Source organism: Thermococcus sp., from assembly GCF_026988555.1.
Classification (GTDB): Archaea; Methanobacteriota_B; Thermococci; order Thermococcales; family Thermococcaceae; genus Thermococcus.
This window is the reverse complement of record NZ_JALSLB010000024.1, coordinates 1-20,665: the sequence shown is the minus strand read 5'-3', so window position 1 is coordinate 20,665 and position 20,665 is coordinate 1. Positions and strand designations below refer to the sequence as shown.

Genomic DNA, 20,665 nt, shown 5'->3' with positions numbered 1-20,665 from the left:
CCTTCCTGAATATCTCCCTCACCCGTTTCTCGCTCTCGCCCACCCACTTGCTCAGCACCTCCGGACCCTTGATGGCGATGAAGTTGGCCTCACTCTCGTTGGCAACGGCCTTTGCGAGCAGGGTCTTACCCGTTCCCGGCGGTCCGTAGAGGAGTATTCCCTTTGGCGGGGTTATGCCAAGCCCAATGAAGGCCTCTGGGTACTTGAGGGGCCATTCCACCGCTTCTTTCAGCTCCCCTTTGACTTCTTCGAGGCCTCCAACGTCATCCCAGCGAACGTTCGGAACCTCTATCAGCACTTCCCTGAGGGCGCTAGGTTCTACCATCTTCAACGCCTCGTAGAAGTCCTTCCTGGTAACCCTGAGCTCGTCTAGGACCTCTCGGGGTATGCTCTCCGCTTCAAAGTCTATTCTTCCATCTTTTATTAGCCTCCTGAGTGCGGCCATCGCCGCCTCTCTTGCCAGTGCTGCCAGGTCCGCACCAACGAAGCCGTGCGTTATTTCGGCCAGTTCTTCAAGGAGTCCATCGATGAGCTTCGCCTTAAGCTCCTCGTAGAGCCTCTCGTCGAGCTCTTTGAGGGCTTTCTTTATCTCCTCCTCGTCTCCCGCCTTCTTGACCCTCTCGATGGCCTTGTCTATGGTTCCCCTGAACCTATCGTCACCGCGGAGCTTTTCGAGTATTTCTATTACCTTGCCCTTTCTGGATTCGGGTTCGATGGGCATTCCTCTGGTGTGTATCTGGAGTATCTCCTTCCTGCCGGCCTTGTCGGGAACTCCCACCTCAAGCTCACGGTCGAACCTTCCGGGCCTCCTCAGGGCCGGGTCGAGGGCATCCGGTCTGTTGGTCGCTCCTATGACCACAACTTTGCCCCTGCTCTTGAGACCGTCCATCAGGGTCAGCAGCTGGCTAACGACCCTCTTCTCGACCTCACCATGTGTTTCTTCTCTCTTTGGAGCTATTGCGTCGATTTCATCTATGAAGATTATAGTTGGCGCGTTCTCCTCGGCCTCTTTGAAGACCTCCCTCAGCCTCTCCTCGCTCTCGCCGTAGTATTTGCTCATTATCTCGGGCCCGTTGATGGCTATGAAGTGCGCATTAGCCTCGTTTGCTACTGCCTTTGCGAGCAGGGTCTTACCCGTTCCGGGCGGCCCGTAGAGGAGTACCCCCTTCGGCGGCTCGATGCCGAGCTTCTCGAATATCTCAGGGTGCTTTAGAGGGAGCTCAATCATCTCCCTGACCTTCTGGATGACGTCCTTAAGACCACCTATGTCCTCGTAGGTGACTCCGAGCGCCGCCGCCTTGCTAACCTCTTTAACCGGTTTTTCACTCACGTTAAAGTCCGTGAACTCGGTCACCTGCACGATTCCAGCGGGTGTCGTTGCCGTGACCACAAAGGTCAACTCCTGTCCGAGAATGCCGATCTTTATGTAGTCGCCCCTAACGACAGGTCTCCCAACGAGTCTGCTGTGAAGCCACTCAACGAAGTCGCCTCCGAACCGTATGGGTTCTGTTGGCGCTACTATGACCTTTTTTGCTTCCCTGACCTCGGCCTTTTTAACGGTGACCTCGTCTCCGAGGCCAACCCCTGCGTTCTTTCTTATGGTGCCATCCATCCGTATGAGTCCGAGCCCTTCGTCCTCAGGATAGGCGGGCCATAAAACCGCCGCGGTGTTTTTTGTGCCGATAATCTCGACTATGTCGCCTGGCTGGACACCCATTTCACGCATTGCCTTGTGATCGATCCTCACAATCCCTCTTCCAACATCACGCTGATAAGCGGACGCGACCTTCAACTTAACCTCCATCCTCTCGGTCATTCTTCACCACCTCCAAACTTTTATGACCGATGATTATGATTCAATTATTTCAGCAGTAGCCCAAAAGCGGGAAAATCAAAAGGAATATGTTGACGTCACTCGATTTTGACTTCGAAACCTCCCCCTTCCCTCCCGGTTGGGTGCCTCTTTGGAACAGTGATCTCAAGAACGCCGTTGTTGTACTTGGCCTTTGCCTTCTCTGGAACTACCTCATCGGGCAGTCTGATGACCCTCCTGTAGCCGCTGTAGTAGCGCTCGATCCTTACCGCCCCTTCTCTCTCAAGCTCCTTCTCGCGCCTCACCTGGGCCTCAAGGTAGACGGTGTCTCCCGTAACGCGGAGTTTGATGTCCTCCTTCCTGACGCCGGGCAGGTCCGCGGTTATGATGAAACTGTCGCCCCTGTCGAAGATGTCAACGAAGGGCTCGCGCCAGGATCCGCCCCCGAGTTCGTGGTGATCTCCGGGCTCATGGTAGCCCCAGAGTCTCGGACCCCTCATCACGTCCCTGAATATGCTGTCTATCTCCTCCTGGATTTCCCTCATTATGTCAAAGGGGTCCCAGTAGCGGTCCCTTCTCCAAGCCATCGTCATCACCTCCCTCTCCTTTTGGTTACCAGTAGTAACTAAAAACTCGGGGTTTATAAAGTTTTTGTCTTTTAGTACATATCGGTGACTAAAATCTGAAAAGAACAGGGGAAATTAAAGGTTGCTCAGCATGCCGACCAGTGGGTAGTATATCTCCCCAAAGGTCTCGTTGCCTTTCACGGGGTATGTAAACTCGACTTTCCTCCCGTTCACTCTCACGCCGGCGTTCGTTTCTTCCTCTGTAAACACGAGTGCTGTGACCTCCAGCATATCGCTTATGATCCTTCCCCTCCCGATGAGGGAACCCCTTCTGATGCCCTCTTTCATGATCTTCTCAAGCCTGGGCCTTAACCCGGTAACCCACTTCGGGCGAAACTTCCGTCCGGTTATGGTCTCCATGGATTCACCCCCCATAGTAGTGAGAGAAGAAGGGAAGGAGTGCTTGGCTACCACCTCCTTTTGGCTTATTGGCACGACCGACCTATTTTTCAGGGCGGATTCAAGGCACTGCCGCGTGCCGCTATCACCAACCGCAGGTTTCATTAAAACTCTACGACTTTGAAAAATATTAGCTTTTCGGCCAACTTTTTGGAAGATTTGTCTGTTTATGTACATCCAAATGGAAAAGTTTGAGTTTTTGTTCCGGTCAGAGCTAGGTTTTTGTCATCATGTCCACCGGCTCTATGACGGAATCCTGGGACACGGGCCGGGCATCGTAGCCGAGTCCCCGGAGGATCCTCGCGAACTCCTCGGCGAAGCCGTAAACGGTGAAAACCCTCTCCGGGTTTATCCTCTCCACGATCCTTATCAGCTCCCAGAAGTCGGCGTGATTGCTGAGTTTCAGCCTTCCAAAACCGGAAACCGTAAGCTCCCAGGGGGATAGGGAGTTCTCAACCCGGGGCGAGCGGTAGGAGCGAAGGACGACCTCGCCGTTGGTTGAGATGTTGTCGAACCTAATCCCGAACTTCGAATAAACGCGCGCCACCTTGAGCATCTCCCTCGATGCTTTGACGGTGTAGCCGTGAAGGTCGAGTATCTTCATGACCTCCTGGGCTTTCCCCATTTGGTTGACGTAGAGAACCGGTCTTCTACCCCTCTCAAGGGCCTCCTCGACGAAGGCGATGAGCTTCTTCTCTGCTTCTCTCGGCGTTGGAAACGTGAAGCTTGGGACGCCGAAGGTGGCCTCGACTATTAGGAAGTCTGCCCTCGGAAAGCGGCTCTTCTCGGCCGTCCTGAGCTTGAACCACTTGGTGTCGCCGGTGTAGAACAGCGTCCCGTTTTCGAGCCAGAGCTTTATCCCGGCCGAGCCGAGCATGTGTCCAGCCGGATAGAGCTTCGCCTTGAAGTCGCCGATATAAAAGACCTTCCCGAACTCAATTTCCCTGTAAAAACCACCTTTCCTCAGGTGGCTGAGGAACTTGGTTGCCCTGGTGGAGTAGATGACCTCTCCGCTGACGAAGTGGTCGGTGTGGGCGTGGCTCTGGAAGGCGAGCTTTGCGGAGCTGTCGAGGCCAACGTTACCCATCATCATTACTTGAATATAAACCCCCGAAACCCTTATTTAGCTTCGTTTCGATATCCCTCTGGGTGTTGAGATGTCCACTTACATCATCGAGACTGAGAAGCTCACCAAGTTCTTCGGCAGGATGAACGTTGTATACCATCTCAACCTGAAGGTTCCCAGAGGTGCAGTCTACGGCTTCCTCGGCCCCAACGGTGCTGGAAAGACCACCACGATAAAGATGCTGACCGGGGCTCTGAAGCCAGCCTACGGTGAGATAAGGATTTTTGACCTCGATATGCCGCGCGAGAGGGTTGAAATAATGCGGAAGGTCGGCTACATGCCCGAAAAGCCCCTCGCATATGAAGACATGACGATCTTCGAGTTCCTGACGTACATGGGTCGTCTCATTGGGCTCCCTAAGGAGGAGGCAATAAAGCAGGCGAGGGAGCTGATGGCCTACACGGGAGTTGGAAAGCTGGCCTTTAACAGGATAAGGGAGCTCTCAAGCGGTCAGAGGCAGAGGGTCAGCTTTGCCATGGCCCTCCTTGGAAACCCTGAGCTTCTGATCCTCGACGAGCCCACGAGCAACCTCGACCCCCTCGGGAGAATGGAATTCATCGGCAAGGTTCTGGAGCTGGCCAAGGCCGGGAAGACCATCTTCATAAGCTCCCACATAGTCAGTGAGATAGAGAGGACCTGCAACCACGTCGGCCTGATCAAGGACGGCCAGCTCATCGAACAGGGGCGCGTTAGGGACCTGGTGAACGTCGAGGGGACAGATTACGACGTCCTCGTCTCGGACAACGGGAAGCTCCTGGAGTTTCTGAAGGATAAGGTCTACGTCAGGGAAGCCTGGGAAGAAGAGGGAATACTGAGGGTGCATCTCGACGAGAGGTTTATCGACGAGTTTTTCATTGAACTTCCCGCCTTCGTTGCTGAACAGAGGCTCTCGCTAAAGCTCTTCAAGCCCCATACGAGCCCGCTGGAGAGAATCCTCATGAAGCGCTTCAACGTGGGGTGGAAGGAATGAGGGGTAATCTGAAGCCCTTCCAGAGCGCCCTCTGGGTGGTCTTTGAGAGCGAGTTCAGGAGATTGATCCGCTCAAGGAAGCTCAAGGTTCTCTTCTTAGCCACGTTCTTTCCCGCGTTCATATACCTCCTCAGTCCGAACGCTACAGGCAGTGGTGTCGACGTCATGCTCAAAGCATTCCAATCGCTGATGCTCGACCTCATACCCAACTACTGGCTCGGCATCATAGGCCAGCTCATTGTGATAATCCTGATGAGCGACCTCCTCGCGGGCGAGATAGACAGGGGGACTATAAGGCTCCTCCTCACGAGGCCGGTGAGACTAAGCGAGGTTGTCACGGCCAAATTCCTCGCTGGACTCGGTGCCCTCGCGGTTCTCTTTGGGATTCCCTATACCGTTATCTGGCTCTACAATTCGGTCGTTTACGACACTGGCGCGAACGGTCTTTGGAATGGCCTGCCAGACTTTCTCCTTGCCCTGGGGGCAACGCTCCTTGTCCTAGCCGCCCTCGGCGCCCTGGCCATGCTGGTCTCGGTCATCATAACGCGCCCGCTCTACGCCTCGCTGGCCACCTTCGGAGTTGTGTTCCTCCTCCAGTTCCTCCTGCCCCAGATCCCCTACATCAAAAACCCGGAGCGCTACACCCTCGGCTATCGGGCTGTGGTTCTGCTGAAGGCCGGGTTCGACAAGGTTGACCTGAGTGCCTTCGTTGGGGACTCCGCCTACACTGCCGTCTTCTTCGGTGCAGTGGTGTTGCTGTTTCTCGCCGCTGCCTGGGCGGTTTTGGTGAATCGCGACTTCTCCGATTGATGGATAATTTATCCAATATCAAGCCCTACCTTTAGTTATGTAAAAGCTTTTTATAGGCCGGCGCCCAAATAGGGGCAGGTGGTAGGCATGACTTTCGATAAGGAGAAGCTCGCGAAGATTAGGGAGGAGGAAAAGCGCTGGGACGAAACGACGGTTAAAAAGTTCATCGAGAAAAGGCCCGAGAGAAAGGAGAAGTTCATGACCGACGACGGTTTTGAGATAAAACGCGTTTACACTCCCGCTGACCTCGGTGAGGACTGGGATTACCTCGAAAAGCTCGGCTTCCCCGGTGAGTACCCGTTCACCCGCGGCGTCTACGCCACCATGTACCGCGGCAGGTTCTGGACGATGAGGCAGTACGCCGGTTTCGGAACCGCTGAGGAGTCCAACAGGCGCTACAAGTACCTCCTCGAACAGGGACAGACCGGTCTCAGCGTCGCCTTCGACCTGCCCACCCAGATAGGCTACGACTCCGACCACCCGATGAGCGAGGGCGAGGTCGGAAAGGTTGGGGTTGCTATCGACTCCCTCTGGGACATGCGCATACTCTTCGATGGAATCCCTCTCGACAAGGTTTCGACGAGCATGACCATCAACTCGACCGCGGCAAACCTCCTCGCGATGTACATCCTCGTGGCTGAAGAGCAGGGCGTTTCCCAGGACAAGCTCCGCGGGACGGTTCAGAACGACATCCTCAAGGAGTACATAGCGAGGGGAACCTACATCTTCCCGCCCCAGCCAAGCATGCGCCTTACGACCGATATCATCATGTACTGCGCCGAGAACGTCCCCAAGTGGAACCCGATAAGCATAAGCGGCTACCACATCCGCGAGGCTGGAGCGAATGCTGTTCAGGAGGTCGCGTTCACTTTGGCGGACGGTATAGAGTACGTCAAGGCCGTCATAGACAGGGGGATGGACGTTGACAAGTTCGCCGGAAGGCTGAGCTTCTTCTTCAACGCCCACAACAACTTCCTTGAGGAGATTGCCAAGTTTAGAGCTGCCAGAAGGCTCTGGGCCTACATAATGAAGGAGTGGTTCAACGCCAAGAACCCGCGCTCAATGCTCCTGCGCTTCCACACCCAGACGGCCGGTTCAACGCTTACAGCCCAGCAGCCGGAGAACAACATCGTGAGGGTTGCTATTCAGGCTCTCGCTGCCGTCCTCGGCGGAACCCAGAGCTTACACACCAACTCCTACGACGAGGCATTAAGTTTGCCGACTGAGAAGAGCGTTCGCATAGCTTTGAGAACCCAGCAGATCATCGCCTACGAGAGCGGCGTCGTTGATACGATAGACCCGCTTGGAGGCAGCTACTACATCGAGTGGCTCACCGACCACATATACGAGGAGGCCCTCAAGTACATTGAGAAGATTCAGAAGATGGGTGGCATGATGAGGGCTATCGAGCGCGGCTACATCCAGAAGGAGATTGCCGAGAGCGCCTATAAGGTTCAGAAGGAGATAGAGGAGAAGAAGCGCATCATCGTCGGCGTGAACGAGTTCATAGTTGATGAACCTCTCGACGTTGAGATACTCAAGGTGGACCCGAGCATCAGGGAGAAGCAGATTGAAAAGCTCAAGAAGCTGAGGAGCGAGAGGGACAACAAGAATATCGAGGAGGCCCTCGACAGGCTCAGGAAGGCTGCTGAAACCGAGGACGAGAACCTCATGCCCTACATTATCGAGGCCCACCGCCATTTGGCAACACTCGGAGAGGTCACCGACGTCCTCCGCGAGGTCTGGGGCGAGTACAGGGCACCGCTGGTGTTCTGAGGTCGGTTTTAATTTTCTTAATGTGTTATTTCGCGTTAATCTTTTTGAGTTCATATTGCCCCCCGGAAACTGAAGCGTTGAACTGGCTTAGTGAACATGCACTATCCAGTTCTTCTAATCATACTTCTGATGGAACATTTGTCGAAAAAACCAGAAACTGGCTACTAATCCGACTTCCCAACTAATATAGTCAATAAGAAACCCACAAAGTTTTTATAGTAATAATGTATTTTATACGTTGGTGATTTAATTATGAATCTGAGTCTATGGTATTACACGTGGAATAAAAAAACAGAAAAATATTATTCAAGACCAGAGGTTGGGAATAGACATGCAGGAGTGGATGATTTTAAACTCAGAGGTTTTGACCGGATTGTTGTACTTGACAATGAAGGCACAGAGACACAATATTCCGGTTCTGGATACGAAAATGGTAAAAACGACGGAATGAAGTTTGCAGGGTGGTGTACTTCTGTAGTTTCCAGTATCCCATACTACGTGACAATTCCCTTCTTTAAATACGGGGATAAGAGAGATAGCAGGGACACTAATACTTGGGGCTTTTATAACACATACTGGCATGGGTGGATAGATGGTGTCCTAAGCGTCCCTGATACTAACAGAATTTGGATTTTACTGGAGTTTGGAGACATTTGTCCAAGAAGACCATGTTGGAAGTTTAGGTTTTATCAAGGAACTCGCGAATTATATACATAACAGGGGGTTGAGGTCGTGTGGATACCATCATTACTGGGGTACCCTGCATCTAAGCTAAAAGAAATGGAAACTGGAGAACCTCACAATGCAATTCCAGACTTAAAAAATCATTTTGATTTTATCTTTGCACAACCCAAGTACTATCAGATGAACAGTCTCACAACTTCTGCTGCGTACACTTACTCGGAACTGGTCGAGATTGTAAAGTACCTTCTGGAACCGGGCATATCGATAGAGATGGAGGCAGATGAGAAAGTACTCAGCCAAGGGGGTAACTGCCCGTTTTCTCCGATGGAGTGCATCTCCCGTACTTGTGACTATTCAAAAGCAATTGTTGATGCATACCTTACTATGATAAACGCAGTTCCCTATCGGGATATCCCCCCGGATGAAGTCCTTCCCAACAGAGCATATTATTTTGGGGTTGATCTGAGGGTCATAGACAGGGTGAGGGAACAATGCAGAGAATGGTAAAGCTCTTGGTAATTTCTCTTCTTGTATCTACTTCATTACTTTATCCCGTAGCGAGTATTAACATCCAAAGCTCCCTCCTGCTCCGGCGAGGGGGTATTGGGGTGGAACCTCTCTACGTTAGCACGAACGGAAGTGTTGCCTTCCTGCACTTTCTCATAATCCGCGTCTGCTACGGCGGTTGCTCAAACTGCCCCTTTAACACCTACGCCGGGTTTCTGAAGTGCACCATACAGAGTGGCTCCGCCACCGGCTGGTTCTACCCGGTCTTCCAGTTCGACGGGAAGGACATGGCATCCCTCAACCTCCCGAACACGACGTGCAACTACACCGCTGACGTGGGCTGTACAACACCACTCGTTAACTGGACCGGAAGGAAGTGGCGGATGTATGTCTGGGAGGGAGGAAATAACGTCACGATATACCTGTATTATCCGGAAAGGAAGTGCATGGAGCCCGAGACCCTGCTAACGAATAGCTCATACCGACCGTTTGAACTCCTGAATTACGAACGGTTCAATGGGGCCGTCAATGGCACGCCGGAGGGGCGGTACGTGATCTTTAACTTCAACGGGAGCACCCTCAGAGTCCTGATAGATGAGCTCCTCCCACACCTCCAGTACAGGGAGATGCTGTGGCACCTTGAGGCCATGAAGTTCAAAGGCGGCTATCTGATTCTCCTCAGGGACTACGAAGCCTTCGACGCATCCAACTTCAATCACACCGGCTGGGCGGTGTTCCCAAACGACTGTGACGTCATGAAAAACCAGACCCTGTGGGCGAAGTGCGTCGGGGAGCACCTTCTCCGGAGGGACGATATAAAACCCTATCCGGTCTTCTACTACAAAAACGGGAGGCTTGAGGTGTTCCATCCGCTGGAGGGCAGAGGAGCTGTGCTGAAGACGTGTCCAGCTACCGGTAGAGGAGATAAGGACAATATCCCGTATGCGAGTGCATACCCCATAACGCTGGAATACGTGACCGCTGGAGGGCTTTTGATAATATTCCTGGCTTCAGTTTTGCTAAGAAAGCGGTGAGTGTGCCACCTATGGAAAACCTTAAAACCTCACGAAAAAGCTTAAAAAAGGATGTGTCAAGCAACGTTAGACATCATGATAACCGTTGGAGGGATTACGAATGGCGAGAAACAAGCCGCTGGCAAAGAAGCTTCGTCTGGCAAAAGCCGCAAAGCAGAACAGGCGCCTTCCAGTCTGGGTCATTGTCAAGACCAACAGGAAAGTCATGACCCACCCCAAGAGGAGAATGTGGAGGAGAACCAAGCTTAAGGAGTGAGGTGATGTAGATGGCGATCAATCCCGGAGATGAGGTTATACTCACCGTCCCGATAAGGAAGATCAAGAAGCGTGTTCCACGCTGGAAGAGGGCACCGAGGGCCTCCCGCTTCGTCCGTGAGTGGATAGCCAGGCAGGCCAAGGCGGAGAAGGTCTTTATAGGGACGGATGTCAACGAAAAGATATGGGAGAGGGGTATTGAAAAACCCCCAAGCAAGCTCCGCGTTAAGGTCCTCGTGGAGGAGGAGGACGGCAAGAGGGTGGCAAAGGTTTCCCTCGCGTGACCTTTCCTTTTAGCTGTGAGGGTTGGACGATGCACATAGAAAGACTTGATTTTGAAAACTCACCGTACCTCGGAGTTTACGGCCTCGCGGTCGATAAGGTAGCGCTGGTTAGGGAGGGACTTAAAAGGGCCAGCTTGGAGGTTCTCAGGGAGGTCCTTAAGGTCCCGGTCATAGAGACCAGCATAATGAAATCACGGATAGTGGGGATATTCTCCGCTGGCAACTCCAACGCGATCCTCGTTCCGTGGTACGTCTGGGACTCAGAGTTGGAGCACATAAACCACCAGTTTGAGGAGTTCGGGATAGACATGGTCGTTGAACCGTTCAGAAGCACCCTCACAGCCCTTGGTAATCTCATACTGGCCAATGATAAAGCCGCCTTGGTGAGTGCGAAGTTCACGAGGGAGGATGCAAAAAGGCTTGAGGATGCGCTGGGTGTTGAGGTTGAGAGAGGCATGATAGGCGATTACCATGCCGTGGGCAGTGCAGGTATCGTCACAAACCGGGGCGGACTGATCCACCCTGAACCAACTGATGAGGAGCTGGAATGGCTCCGTGGCCTCTTTAAGGTCGATGTTTACGTTGGAACCGCCAACATGGGCGTTCCCTTCGTTGGCTCGTGTATGCTGGCAAACTCACACGGTGTCGTCGTTGGGCATGCGACGACCGGTCCTGAGATAGTTAAGATAGAGGAGGCGCTTGGCTTTCTTGACTGATGGAGGTGTGGAGCATGAAGGTTAAAGTTTACCGCGTAAAGGGCGTCTTTGAAAGGAACGGAAGAAAGGAGGATTTCACCAGGGAGTACAGGGCAGTTAGAGAGGAGGACGTTGTGGAGCGTCTCTACTCGGAGGTAGGGAGCAAGCACCGCGTTCCACGAAACAAGATATGGATCGAAACCATAGAGGAGATAAAGCCTGAAGAGGCTAGGGACCCGATAATTAGAAGGCTCAGCGGCCTCTGATTTCCATTCTATTCTCTCCCAAGTTCGACCCGAAACATCATCTCTTTAGCTGATTTTCCCACCCTGAGCACCACTGAAAACTTGCCGTGCCCGCTGATTCCGATGAAACCGTCCAATGCCTTCTGGAGTCCCTGAGGTGATAGGGCCTTTTCGTGGGAGACGATGAGGAGGGGTTCCTTCAAGAACTCATATGTGAACGTTCCGGGTTCTTCCTCAAAGAACGCTATGTATTCAACGAGTTTCCCCCTGACCGCAACCTCGACGTACTTCCCCTTCTTAAGCCCCATGGTCACCTCGCCCCTAAAGCCGTTCTCAAGGGGTTTCAGTGAAAGCTGAGCGTAGTCTTCAACGTCCCCCGCGGTCAGGACATCCCCCTGAAAATTGAACTCGTAACTCGGCTTGGTGTAGAGAATGATAACCCCGTTTCTGAGTCGATAGCCAGGCAGTTCTATCATCCCGGAACCTGGGGTGTCTATCTCAATTCTGTACCGGGCTGAGGGGAGTGAGAGTTCCGATGAGGATACTCTTCTCTGGGGAGTGAACTTTCTGGAGGTGTTGAAGAGCCAGCCGGAGACGTAGCTGTTCACGTAGCTCCCCCTGCCCCCCCCTCTTGGCTCCGACCAAGACACTGCTTCCTGCTATGAAGGTTCCGTATTCTGCTTCAATCTCCTCTGGAAAAACGACGACGTTGTCGAGTATCCGCACATAATCCAAGATCCTTTGGATGGCCCCCTTTATCTTCCCGGAGAAGGGCCTCCGGGGAGTGACCGTTACGGTCCTCATCATACCACCGAGATCAATACTGAAGAAGGTCTTATACGTCTTTCCACCCCAGAACCCTCGACTGCTGGTGCTTCTTTGGGAATATCCTGAGCGGATCAATGCCCATCTCCCTGAGCAGGTGCCGGAGTTCGACCTCGTAGTCTGCCTTCTCAATTTCCTCACTGTTTCTTATCTCCACGTTGAAGAGTTTCCCCGTCAGTTCCCGGATCGTCTTGTAGCCGAGGCCCAGAAGGGGGCGGATGTAGGCGACGTTGAACCGGTCTTCGAGGGAGCGGGTCTTTGAAAGCTCCAGGAAGGGAACACGATCGTCCCTCCTCGTGCCATCACTCACCCTCTTCACCTCGGGCATAGACGCTATCGCCTCAAGTGCCCTCTCGTGAATGAACTCTATTGCATTGTTCGGATGCCCGTCGCGTACCGCCATCTCAGCGGCCGTCTCCAGGATCTCCTCCGTCAGATACATAACCCGATGCTCAAAGCCTAGCTTCCCGGCTGTCTCCTTAGCGAAACGCCAGTTGTCGATAATGCCGAAGCTTATCGTCACCAACCTGACTTCGTAGCCGAGCCTCTCAAGTATCCACGCTGAAAGGGAGGAGTCTTTTCCTCCGGAATACAGGTGATAGACCTTCATGGCAACCCCTCGGAAGCTTTAAAAATGGTATTCTTATAAAGCCTTCAGCTGCGTTGCGAGAGACTGCGGCGCGAGAGTGAGAGAGGTGAGAGTAATGGTGAACCGCTTACCCGGGAAGGTGCGGAGGAACATCCGTGCTAAGTATCATGACATTGAACCTCGGGCATGGATAGGAAAGCGTGGCTTTGAGGAGGGTGTCATCGAGGAGATACAAACCCAGCTTGAGAAAGATGGTATCCTGAAGGTTGAGATCAGAAAAGGGGCGCTGATCAGTACCTCCTTGGACAGGAAGGAGCTGGCCGAGAGGGTGGCAGAGCTAACCGACAGCGAGCTCATTGACGTCCGCGGCAAAAGGTTTATATTGTTTAAGCCCAGGGAAGGGTGGGAAAAGTATTTAAGGAAGCTCAAAAGAAAGGAGCTTTCGATGGAGAAACGGGAGGAAAGGCCCGTTAAAAAGGTCAAGCTCGACATTGCTAACTTCAGAAGGAAGTTCAAGAAGGGGAGGGATTGAAGGATGGCTACGGTTTATGATGTTCCCGGTGATTTGCTCGTTGAGAAGGTTGCAGAGGCTCTGAAGGATGTTGAAACCATAAAACCACCGGAATGGGCCCCGTTTGTTAAGACGGGTAAACACAAGGAGAGGATTCCAGAGCAGGACGACTGGTGGTACTACCGCGTTGCCAGTGTGTTCAGGAAGGTCTACGTTGATGGACCCGTTGGCATTGAAAGACTCAGGACCTGGTACGGAGGCAGGAAGAACCGCGGTCATGCCCCTGAACACTTTTACAAGGCCAGCGGAAGCATCATAAGGAAGGCACTTCAGCAGCTCGAGGGGGCGGGCTTAGTTCAGAAGGTCCCAGGTGAGGGAAGGATCGTCACCCCGCAGGGACAGAGCTTCCTCGACAAGATCGCGACCGAGCTCAAGAAGGAGCTCGAAGAGAAGATCCCGGAGCTCAAGAAGTACTGAGCTCCAGTACATTCTATTATTAACGTCTTTTGAAGAACCACTCCACAAGGTAACTGCCAGTGCCGCCACTCTGTAAATAGGGGTCTGGTCATATCTTCCCGGACATCCCCATCATCCTCTTCTCCGGATGAGGAACGCCCCAATGGCAGCGAGGACTGTTACTAAAAGTACCCCTTCCCACACATCTTTTTCTTTCCGTGTATGTACAGCAGTTTTCTGTGTGGGGGTCTGCTGACCGCAAACTGGCAGTGAGAGGACGTCTACCGGTTTGTCGTACGGCGGGACCATGTACGCGTCATCTCGTCCAAGAAGCAGGAAAGTCCCGTTGCCGACGGCGACTGCCTTGGCTGCATTGGCCACGCTGAGGTTCAGGGGAATCCTGCCAGTATCCGTGAGGAGGTAGGCGGTTTTGTTGACATCATTCACCACGAGCGTGCCGGTGACGTTGTTCGGACCGTTGCCATCCAGAGGGAACCACGGGGGAATCAGGTCCATGCCGGGTGTTGTATTATTGGATGTGTTAAGGGTCATGAAACCGTTGTCCGTCACCTCGTAGGCGAGGAACCCCCTCTTGCTTGTTCCATTTTTGTAAGTCTCCCACGGAAAAGCTATCACCGGATGGCCCTTGTTCAGGTAGATCCTCAGTTCAACGTCGTTTTCAGAGTAAGGAGAATTCTGATCAATTCTGAAGGGCAGTTCAATGGTGTGATCCCTCCAGCTAAGCGTTTCGTTCCTGAGGAGAACGTAGGAGCCGTTGTAGACCTCAAGGGGGAGGCCCCGTATGATGAATGGCTCACGGCAACTTCCGTTGATAACGTACGTGACTGGCAGACCGTATAAATCAAACGAAACCACCCACTCCTTCTTCTCGTTGTTCCAGAACCCGTAGAGTGCCTTGAGGGGTTTAATTCTGTACGCGAAGGAGAGCAGTTCGTCCGTTACGTCCCGTTCTTTCCCGTCCTTGACGAAGATGTACCTCACCGGAGTGTAAGAGGGAAGCAACCACGGGAGTTTGTAGGCCAGTCCGGTTTGAACCGCGAGCCTGAACGGAGGTTTTGGCTCTGGAATGTGGAGCCGGGGTCTCGCGTTCACCAAGGTGAAGTTGGTTCCGTTATAGAGGTAGTAAACGGTGGTGTTTGGGTTCACCAGATCAACCCTTGCCCAGAGCCTGCCCCCATCGTCGAAACCCAGGTTGACCCAGGCATAGGGGATGATACCGGCATTCTGGGGGGCTATCCTGTCGCGGGCATCCCAGGAGATGTCCCATCCTCCCGTCACGCTGAACGTCTTCAGATCGAGGCGGTAAACCTCGTCGCTCGCACAGTGGGGGCTCACCCCGGTGGATGCCACGAAGAAGATGCTACCGTTATATCTCAGGAAGTCCTCCACGTCTCCAACGTACCAGTTAAGAACCGGCCTCATGACAACCGGGAGAGTTCCGTTGTACGCGCCCATATAGAGCATGTCGTAGGGAAAGAAATAGAACAACGTGAGGTTCCCTGCGTTGGCAACCCCAACGGTCTGGATGAAGTCCATGAACCCCTCCCGTTTTAAGCTCTTCGCCTGCAGTTCCCACGTTAAATCCTGGAAGGAACTCCCGTTGAACGCAAAAACGCCGTCGTTTACGACAACGAACTGATGACAGCTTCCACACCAGGCGGTGCTGTACGCCCCTACGGAGGGGCGGAGCGGGGCGAAAATGAGAAACGCAATGAGTATGGACACTACATGGGGGACTCTCATTTTTATCACCAGGATATATCCTCCGAATTACATTACAGGATTGTTCCGGATGGATTTAAGATTTTGCCCAATACTTTTTTAACTGGATCCATGACCTTAATCATGGAGGTGGGAGCATGGCCGAGGATATAGAGGAGATTCGGAAGAAGAAGCTCCTTGAGATGCAGAAGCGCCTTGCGGAGCAGCAGAAGGCCCAGGAGGAGGCAATGAGGCAGGAGATGGAGCTTGAAGCTCAGCTCGATGCCATCATGAGGCGCATCTTAACTCCGGAAGCCAGAGAACGGCTCGGCCGCGTTAAGCTCGTTAAACCCGAGCTCGCGAGACAGGTGGAACTGGTCTTGGTCCAGCTCTATCAAGCGGGTCAGATAAGAGAACCCATCGATGACCCCAAGCTCAAGAGAATACTGGCCCAGGTGGATTCTAGGACGAGAAGGGACTACAGGATAAAATGGTGACCCCCCGGATGGTGCGCAGATGGAAGTTAAGGAGATCATCAGGGAACTTGATAGAAGCGGTGAGGTTAGTCTGGACAGCTGGAGGGCTATATCCATTAAACGGAACAGGGATGGGACTGTGGACGTCCTCTACAGAAACGTCAAGATAGGGACGGACGATGATCCCGTCTTTTTATGGGTTTATGCCAATGTAATCGACGATGAGAACCTGATACGGGTTCTTGAGAGGATAACGTTCAAAAAGGAGGATCTAGCGTGGCTTTTCAGGTACGTATCAAAGAAAAAAGGCGAAGGTTTATAAGGGCTTTATAAAATAGCCGCCCCGGTGGAGGTGTGGCAGTGAACAAGCGCAGGGTCTGTCCGGTCTGCGGTTCAACCGAGTTTATTTACGACCCTAGGAGAGGGGAGATAGTCTGTGCCAAGTGCGGCTACGTTATAGAGGAGAATGTGATCGACACCGGACCCGAATGGCGTGCCTTTGATTCCTCCCAGAGGGAGAAGAGGGCCAGAACAGGTGCCCCGGAGAGTATCCTCCTCCACGACAAGGGACTTTCTACGGATATTGGGATCGATAGGAACCTTACCGGTTTGATGCGTGAGAAGATGTACCGCCTTAGGCGGTGGCAGAGCCGCCTTCGTGTGAGTGATGCGGCCGAACGCAACCTCGCCTTTGCCCTGAGCGAGCTCGACAGAATAGCAAGTCATTTGAGCCTACCCCGACACGTTGAGGAAGAGGCTGCCCGCCTTTACCGTGAGGCGGTTAGGAAGGGCCTTATACGGGGGCGCTCCATTGAGAGTGTCATCGCGGCGTGTGTTTACGCGGCCTGCAGACTGCTTAAGATCCCGAGGACGCTCGACGAGATAGCCGACGTTTCGCGTGTTGACAAAAAGGAGATAGGCAGGAGTTTCCGTTTTGTTGCCCGTAACCTGAACCTTACCCCGAAGAAGCTCTTCGTGAAGCCCACCGACTACGTCAACAAGTTCGCCGATGAACTGGACCTCAGCGAGAGGGTCCGCAGGAGGGCCGTCAGGATACTGGATGAAGCGTACGAGAAGGGCCTCACGAGCGGGAAGAGTCCCGCGGGTCTTGTGGCCGCCGCACTTTACGTGGCGGGCCTTCTTGAAGATGAAAAAAGAACCCAGCGTGAGGTTGCGGAGGTTGCTAGGGTTACAGAGGTGACCGTCAGGAACCGCTACAAGGAGCTCGTCGACAAGCTCAACCTGAAGATTCCCATTTAAGCAGGTCATCACCTACCGAACCAGCTTTCTAGCGTCCTCTGCTTTCCCCCTTCGATGGCTTTTTTGAGTCGTTCAAGACCGTTTCTTACCCTCCCTTCACTGAAATCGTGTTCATCACACAGGAACTTCAGAATGCCCTCTTCATCTGGTTCGCGCCACCTGAGATCGTAGTCATCGGTAGTCGGTGGATTCAGGAAGAACTCCTTTATCCTGTACAGGTCGACATCACTCTCCTTCTGGTACTTTGCCAGGGGATCCTTCGCGCGTTTGACTATCGTCAGCGCCTTCTTCGGTCCGATGCCCTTTATGCCTCCAGGGTTGTAGTCCGTTCCGACCAGTATTGCAAGTTCGATGAGCTTTTCTCTGTTGATCCCGAGCTCTCTTAGCACTCCCTCGAGTGTTATGACCTCCGGTTTGACCTCGATGTAGACGTTCTTTCCCGGCAGCTTTCTCCTGCCCGTTATGGTGAGGTTCCTGACCAGCCTTGGAGCGCCGAATAGTAAAGAATCGTAATCTTGGCTTGCGGATGCATAAACCGCCCTTTGAGCCGACATGTACGCAGCCTGCGCCTCCCCCTCGCTGGGGGCTTGGACGCTGGGTATTCCCATGAGTTCCAGTAGTTCTTTGGCGTCGTTGATCAGGATCTCATTTACCCTGCTTGCCCTCTGTGCGTACTTCTTGGCCTCCTCTAGGTTACCCTTTTCAAGGGCCTCGTGCCACTTCTCCTCCGCTTCTGCCCTGGCCTCGCGTCTCCGTTCCAGCTCCCGGTTTTTAAACTCCGGGGGTTTGCCGTCGAAGACGTAAGCCGGTTTTATCCCAGCCTCCATCAGGTTTATGGTTCTGTAGAAGAAACCGCTTAGGTGGGAGGTTATTCTGCCCCTTGAGTCCATCAGTGGAGTTCCATCGCGCTGGCGGATCGTTGAAAGGAACTGGTACATGGCGTTGAACGCATCGACGGCGACCTTCCTACCGTAAAGACCCTCAAGTTCTATCTCCTTCCTCGGCACGAGCTCCCCTATCTGTACCCCCATTACCGATCACCTGAAATGTGATAAGCACGAGGTATTTTAGACTTTGTCCCATCACGTTGTGTGCTGGCTCACCCCTCGTCGAGGGATCCGGATCCACAGCCGTGTTCAAGTAGGAACTCCTCGTGCTGAGTTGTACGCTTTCTCTCCTGGATATACACCCATCCCAGGGCAAGTATAAGGGCCGCCAGTGCCATCAGGGTTTCCCACCCCACCTGATTGTAGTTTGCCGTTATGACAAGCTTTCTTACTATGGCCACAACACCGAGTTCGGCAACCCTGCGCATGCTGACATGGTGTTCCCGGAGGTAGAGTACAAGCAGCTCAAATATCTCGAGGAGTATAACCGCCAGAAGGAAGTCGTGAAGGACGTTTTCAATATCCGGTCCCTGAATGAATACCAAGAACATATCGTACAGCAGGTAGGCAACGTAGATCATCGTCAGTATCCCGAGCACTATCACCACTGCGTCAAATGCAATCGTCATCCACCGCAGTATTCTTTCCTCCGCGGGGCTTAGCTTCTTTCTCATTTACATGAACACCCCTTTCGGTTTTCATTGACTCTCTTAAAGATTTTTCGATTTTACCTGCATTGTTGTGAATTTCCACCGGGACAGAGGCATTTTGATTGGAGCCTCCCTCCGCTTCCTTTCACTTTTGCGGTTGCCGATGCCGGTATCGGCAAAAAGAGAGGAGAAACGTTTTAACTCGTTTTACAGATGTAAAACCGTAAATGTCATCAGAGGTGATAAAGATGGTTGACCCAAATATCGAGGCACTTTTCAGGCCGAAGAGCATCGCCGTCATCGGCGCTTCGGAGAAACCGGGCAAGATAGGCTACGCAGTTATGAGGAATCTGGTGGAGTACGGATACGAGGGGAAGATCTATCCGATCAACGTTAAGGGCGTTGAGATTGAGGTCGGCGGAAAGAAGTTCAAGTCCTACAGGAGCATCCTCGACGTTCCCGACGATGTTGATATGGCCGTTGTCATCGTACCGGCCAAGTTCGTGCCGGGGGTCGTTGAGGAGTGCGGCAAGAAGGGTGTTAAGGTGCTCCCGATCATCAGCTCAGGATTCGGCGAGCTCGGCCCGGAGGGCAAGAAGGTCGAGGAGGAACTCGTTGAGACCGCCCGCAGATACGGCATGAGGATCCTCGGCCCGAACATTTTCGGCGTCGTCTACACCCCGGACAAGCTCAACGCTACCTTCGGGCCAACGGACGTCATGCCGGGCAACCTCGCCCTCATCAGTCAGAGCGGAGCCCTGGGCATAGCCCTCATGGGATGGACCATCCTTGAGAAGGTCGGTCTCTCAGCGGTCGTCAGCATAGGAAACAAGAGCGATATCGATGACGCAGATCTCCTTGAGTACTTCGAGACCGATGGGAACACCAAAGCCATTCTCATCTATATGGAGGGTGTTACCGACGGCAGGAAGTTCATGGAGGCTGCGAGAAAGGTCAGTATGGAGAAGCCGATCATCATCATCAAGGCCGGAAGGAGTGAACGCGGTGCCAAGGCCGCCGCAAGCCACACCGGCTCACTCGCTGGAAGCGACAAGATATACGAGGCGGCATTCAAGCAGAGCGGCGTTCTCAGGGCCCTCACTATTGGAGAGGCCTTTGACTTGGCCAGGACCCTGAGCAACCTCCCGGAGCCTGAGGGGGAGAATGTAGTCATCCTCACCAACGGCGGTGGAATCGGAGTAATGGCCACCGATGCCGCCGAGGAGGAGGGCCTGCACCTCTACGACAACCTCGAGGACCTCAAGGTCTTCGCCAACCACATGCCGCCCTTCGGGAGCTACAAGAACCCGGTTGATCTGACGGGTATGGCAGGTGCCGAGGGCTATGATGGAGCCATCAGGGACGCCCTTGCGAACCCGAACATGCACGCCATAGCCGTCCTCTACTGCCAGACGGCAGTGCTCGACCCGCGCGACCTGGCCAAGATCGTCATCCGCGAATACAACGAGAGCGGCAGGAAGAAGCCCCTCGTCGTTGCCATCGTCGGCGGCATAGAGGCCAAGGAAGCCATCGACATGCTCAATGAGGAGGGTATTCCAGCCTACCCGGAGCCGGAAAGGGCGGTCAAGTCCCTCGCGGCGCTCTACAGATGGAGCAACTGGAAGAAGAAGCAGAAGTGATTCTCCTTTTTTACGTTTTTTCAAAACATTTCTGTATTCCCCTGGGTGTAACCCACGGATTAACATGAGGTGCTGACCGCTAGTATTCAGACAACGCGTACTGCCATTCAATACGAGAAATGTTTTTAAGCATTAAAGGGGTAATCTTAACGGGGGAACCATGAAAAAGGATTGGCTTTTGTAGGGGTTGTTTTACTGTTCCTTGGAGCAATCCATTTCCCTCCTCTTAGTCTGCGACCCCTGCAACGCTACCGTCTGAGCTACCGGGTAATCGCCAATACCTCTTTTGGCAGGTTTGGGATGTACTCCGGCGTTTTCGACTCTTGGATGCAGGTGGTCCTACCTGTCGGGTTCAACTTCACGGGGATGACTATCTACCTCAATTACACCACTTACCGGGCGTTCCATGAATGGGGAGCTGTTGGG

General features: G+C 53.3%; 26 protein-coding genes. 16 read left to right on the top strand and 10 right to left on the bottom strand.

What is annotated here, in order from left to right; genetic code table 11:
* The 4 genes from MVK60_RS02835 to MVK60_RS02820 form a co-directional block, all read right to left on the bottom strand.
* Positions 1 to 1,816: CDC48 family AAA ATPase (locus MVK60_RS02835; protein WP_297436252.1), on the bottom strand; the 1,816-nt coding region annotated here is incomplete at its 3' end.
* Positions 1,817 to 1,911: 95 nt separating this feature from the next.
* Positions 1,912 to 2,400, bottom strand: coding sequence for an Hsp20/alpha crystallin family protein (locus tag MVK60_RS02830; RefSeq protein WP_297436256.1), 489 nt, complete (start codon positions 2,398 to 2,400; stop codon positions 1,912 to 1,914).
* A 114-nt stretch (positions 2,401 to 2,514) separates the two neighbouring features.
* Entirely contained in the window at positions 2,515 to 2,799 is a 285-nt protein-coding gene (locus MVK60_RS02825; protein ID WP_297436250.1) for a hypothetical protein, read from the bottom strand.
* Between the two features lie 253 nt (positions 2,800 to 3,052).
* Positions 3,053 to 3,931: an MBL fold metallo-hydrolase gene (locus MVK60_RS02820; RefSeq protein ID WP_297436248.1), complete on the bottom strand. Its 879-nt coding sequence runs from the start codon at positions 3,929 to 3,931 to the stop codon at positions 3,053 to 3,055.
* Between the two features lie 64 nt (positions 3,932 to 3,995).
* Between MVK60_RS02820 and MVK60_RS02815 the strand changes: the two genes are divergently transcribed.
* The 10 genes from MVK60_RS02815 to rpl18a all read left to right on the top strand — a co-directional run bounded on the left by MVK60_RS02815 (position 3,996) and on the right by rpl18a (position 11,244).
* Complete coding sequence (locus tag MVK60_RS02815) at positions 3,996 to 4,934, top strand: ABC transporter ATP-binding protein (RefSeq protein WP_297436246.1); 939 nt, start codon at positions 3,996 to 3,998, stop codon at positions 4,932 to 4,934.
* On the top strand, positions 4,931 to 5,743 hold the full coding sequence (locus MVK60_RS02810; protein WP_297436244.1) for an ABC transporter permease: 813 nt from the start codon (positions 4,931 to 4,933) through the stop codon (positions 5,741 to 5,743). Before MVK60_RS02815 ends, MVK60_RS02810 begins: the two co-directional genes overlap by 4 nt.
* Before the next feature lie 87 nt (positions 5,744 to 5,830).
* Positions 5,831 to 7,519: a methylmalonyl-CoA mutase family protein gene (locus tag MVK60_RS02805; RefSeq protein ID WP_297436254.1), complete on the top strand. Its 1,689-nt coding sequence runs from the start codon at positions 5,831 to 5,833 to the stop codon at positions 7,517 to 7,519.
* A 252-nt stretch (positions 7,520 to 7,771) separates the two neighbouring features.
* A complete protein-coding gene (locus MVK60_RS02800; protein ID WP_297436243.1) occupies positions 7,772 to 8,236 on the top strand; it encodes a hypothetical protein in 465 nt (154 codons plus the stop codon).
* A 15-nt stretch (positions 8,237 to 8,251) separates the two neighbouring features.
* Positions 8,252 to 8,710 (top strand): hypothetical protein, encoded by a 459-nt coding sequence (locus MVK60_RS02795; RefSeq protein WP_297436241.1) that lies wholly within the window; start codon positions 8,252 to 8,254, stop codon positions 8,708 to 8,710.
* Positions 8,711 to 8,811: 101 nt separating this feature from the next.
* Complete coding sequence (locus MVK60_RS02790; protein WP_297436239.1) at positions 8,812 to 9,744, top strand: hypothetical protein; 933 nt, start codon at positions 8,812 to 8,814, stop codon at positions 9,742 to 9,744.
* 100 nt (positions 9,745 to 9,844) lie between these two features.
* Entirely contained in the window at positions 9,845 to 10,000 is a 156-nt protein-coding gene (locus MVK60_RS02785; RefSeq protein WP_297436237.1) for a 50S ribosomal protein L39e, read from the top strand.
* Positions 10,001 to 10,010: 10 nt separating this feature from the next.
* Positions 10,011 to 10,283 carry a 50S ribosomal protein L31e gene (locus MVK60_RS02780; protein WP_297436235.1) on the top strand — a complete coding sequence of 91 codons (273 nt, stop codon included), beginning with the start codon at positions 10,011 to 10,013 and terminating at the stop codon, positions 10,281 to 10,283.
* 29 nt (positions 10,284 to 10,312) lie between these two features.
* Entirely contained in the window at positions 10,313 to 10,999 is a 687-nt protein-coding gene (locus tag MVK60_RS02775; RefSeq protein WP_297436233.1) for a translation initiation factor IF-6, read from the top strand.
* 14 nt (positions 11,000 to 11,013) lie between these two features.
* The gene (gene rpl18a / locus MVK60_RS02770; RefSeq protein WP_297436231.1) at positions 11,014 to 11,244 is read left to right on the top strand and encodes a 50S ribosomal protein L18Ae; all 231 of its coding nucleotides are present in this window, start codon (positions 11,014 to 11,016) and stop codon (positions 11,242 to 11,244) included.
* Between the two features lie 8 nt (positions 11,245 to 11,252).
* On the opposite strand, the gene MVK60_RS02765 is transcribed toward rpl18a, so the two are convergent.
* Genes MVK60_RS02765 through MVK60_RS02755 form a run of 3 tightly spaced genes read right to left on the bottom strand, consistent with a single transcriptional unit; the run spans position 11,253 to position 12,658 of the window.
* A complete protein-coding gene (locus tag MVK60_RS02765; RefSeq protein WP_297436229.1) occupies positions 11,253 to 11,699 on the bottom strand; it encodes a hypothetical protein in 447 nt (148 codons plus the stop codon).
* A gap of 22 nt (positions 11,700 to 11,721) precedes the next feature.
* Positions 11,722 to 12,027, bottom strand: coding sequence for a hypothetical protein (locus MVK60_RS02760; RefSeq protein ID WP_297436227.1), 306 nt, complete (start codon positions 12,025 to 12,027; stop codon positions 11,722 to 11,724).
* A 31-nt stretch (positions 12,028 to 12,058) separates the two neighbouring features.
* A complete protein-coding gene (locus tag MVK60_RS02755; protein WP_297436225.1) occupies positions 12,059 to 12,658 on the bottom strand; it encodes an asparagine synthase-related protein in 600 nt (199 codons plus the stop codon).
* A gap of 94 nt (positions 12,659 to 12,752) precedes the next feature.
* Here MVK60_RS02755 and MVK60_RS02750 point away from each other — a divergent pair, with 94 nt between their 5' ends.
* Together MVK60_RS02750 and MVK60_RS02745 are read left to right on the top strand one after the other, a co-directional pair.
* Complete coding sequence (locus tag MVK60_RS02750; RefSeq protein ID WP_297436223.1) at positions 12,753 to 13,169, top strand: YhbY family RNA-binding protein; 417 nt, start codon at positions 12,753 to 12,755, stop codon at positions 13,167 to 13,169.
* Between the two features lie 3 nt (positions 13,170 to 13,172).
* Entirely contained in the window at positions 13,173 to 13,625 is a 453-nt protein-coding gene (locus tag MVK60_RS02745; protein WP_297436221.1) for a 30S ribosomal protein S19e, read from the top strand.
* A 111-nt stretch (positions 13,626 to 13,736) separates the two neighbouring features.
* On the opposite strand, the gene MVK60_RS02740 is transcribed toward MVK60_RS02745, so the two are convergent.
* The gene (locus tag MVK60_RS02740) at positions 13,737 to 15,377 is read right to left on the bottom strand and encodes a hypothetical protein (RefSeq protein ID WP_297436219.1); all 1,641 of its coding nucleotides are present in this window, start codon (positions 15,375 to 15,377) and stop codon (positions 13,737 to 13,739) included.
* A 107-nt stretch (positions 15,378 to 15,484) separates the two neighbouring features.
* Here MVK60_RS02740 and MVK60_RS02735 point away from each other — a divergent pair, with 107 nt between their 5' ends.
* Genes MVK60_RS02735 through MVK60_RS02725 form a run of 3 tightly spaced genes read left to right on the top strand, consistent with a single transcriptional unit; the run spans position 15,485 to position 17,062 of the window.
* Complete coding sequence (locus tag MVK60_RS02735) at positions 15,485 to 15,823, top strand: DNA-binding protein (protein ID WP_297436217.1); 339 nt, start codon at positions 15,485 to 15,487, stop codon at positions 15,821 to 15,823.
* Positions 15,824 to 15,842: 19 nt separating this feature from the next.
* Positions 15,843 to 16,124: a hypothetical protein gene (locus MVK60_RS02730; protein WP_297436214.1), complete on the top strand. Its 282-nt coding sequence runs from the start codon at positions 15,843 to 15,845 to the stop codon at positions 16,122 to 16,124.
* A 38-nt stretch (positions 16,125 to 16,162) separates the two neighbouring features.
* Positions 16,163 to 17,062, top strand: coding sequence for a transcription initiation factor IIB (locus MVK60_RS02725; RefSeq protein ID WP_297436213.1), 900 nt, complete (start codon positions 16,163 to 16,165; stop codon positions 17,060 to 17,062).
* Positions 17,063 to 17,070: 8 nt separating this feature from the next.
* Here MVK60_RS02725 and fen read toward each other — a convergent pair whose 3' ends face one another.
* Complete coding sequence (gene fen / locus MVK60_RS02720; RefSeq protein WP_297436211.1) at positions 17,071 to 18,093, bottom strand: flap endonuclease-1; 1,023 nt, start codon at positions 18,091 to 18,093, stop codon at positions 17,071 to 17,073.
* 68 nt (positions 18,094 to 18,161) lie between these two features.
* Positions 18,162 to 18,623: a phosphate-starvation-inducible PsiE family protein gene (locus tag MVK60_RS02715; protein ID WP_297436208.1), complete on the bottom strand. Its 462-nt coding sequence runs from the start codon at positions 18,621 to 18,623 to the stop codon at positions 18,162 to 18,164.
* Between the two features lie 224 nt (positions 18,624 to 18,847).
* On the opposite strand from MVK60_RS02715, the gene acs reads away from it, so the two are divergent.
* The gene (gene acs, locus MVK60_RS02710) at positions 18,848 to 20,239 is read left to right on the top strand and encodes an acetate--CoA ligase alpha subunit (RefSeq protein WP_297436206.1); all 1,392 of its coding nucleotides are present in this window, start codon (positions 18,848 to 18,850) and stop codon (positions 20,237 to 20,239) included.
* Positions 20,240 to 20,665 lie beyond the last annotated feature (426 nt).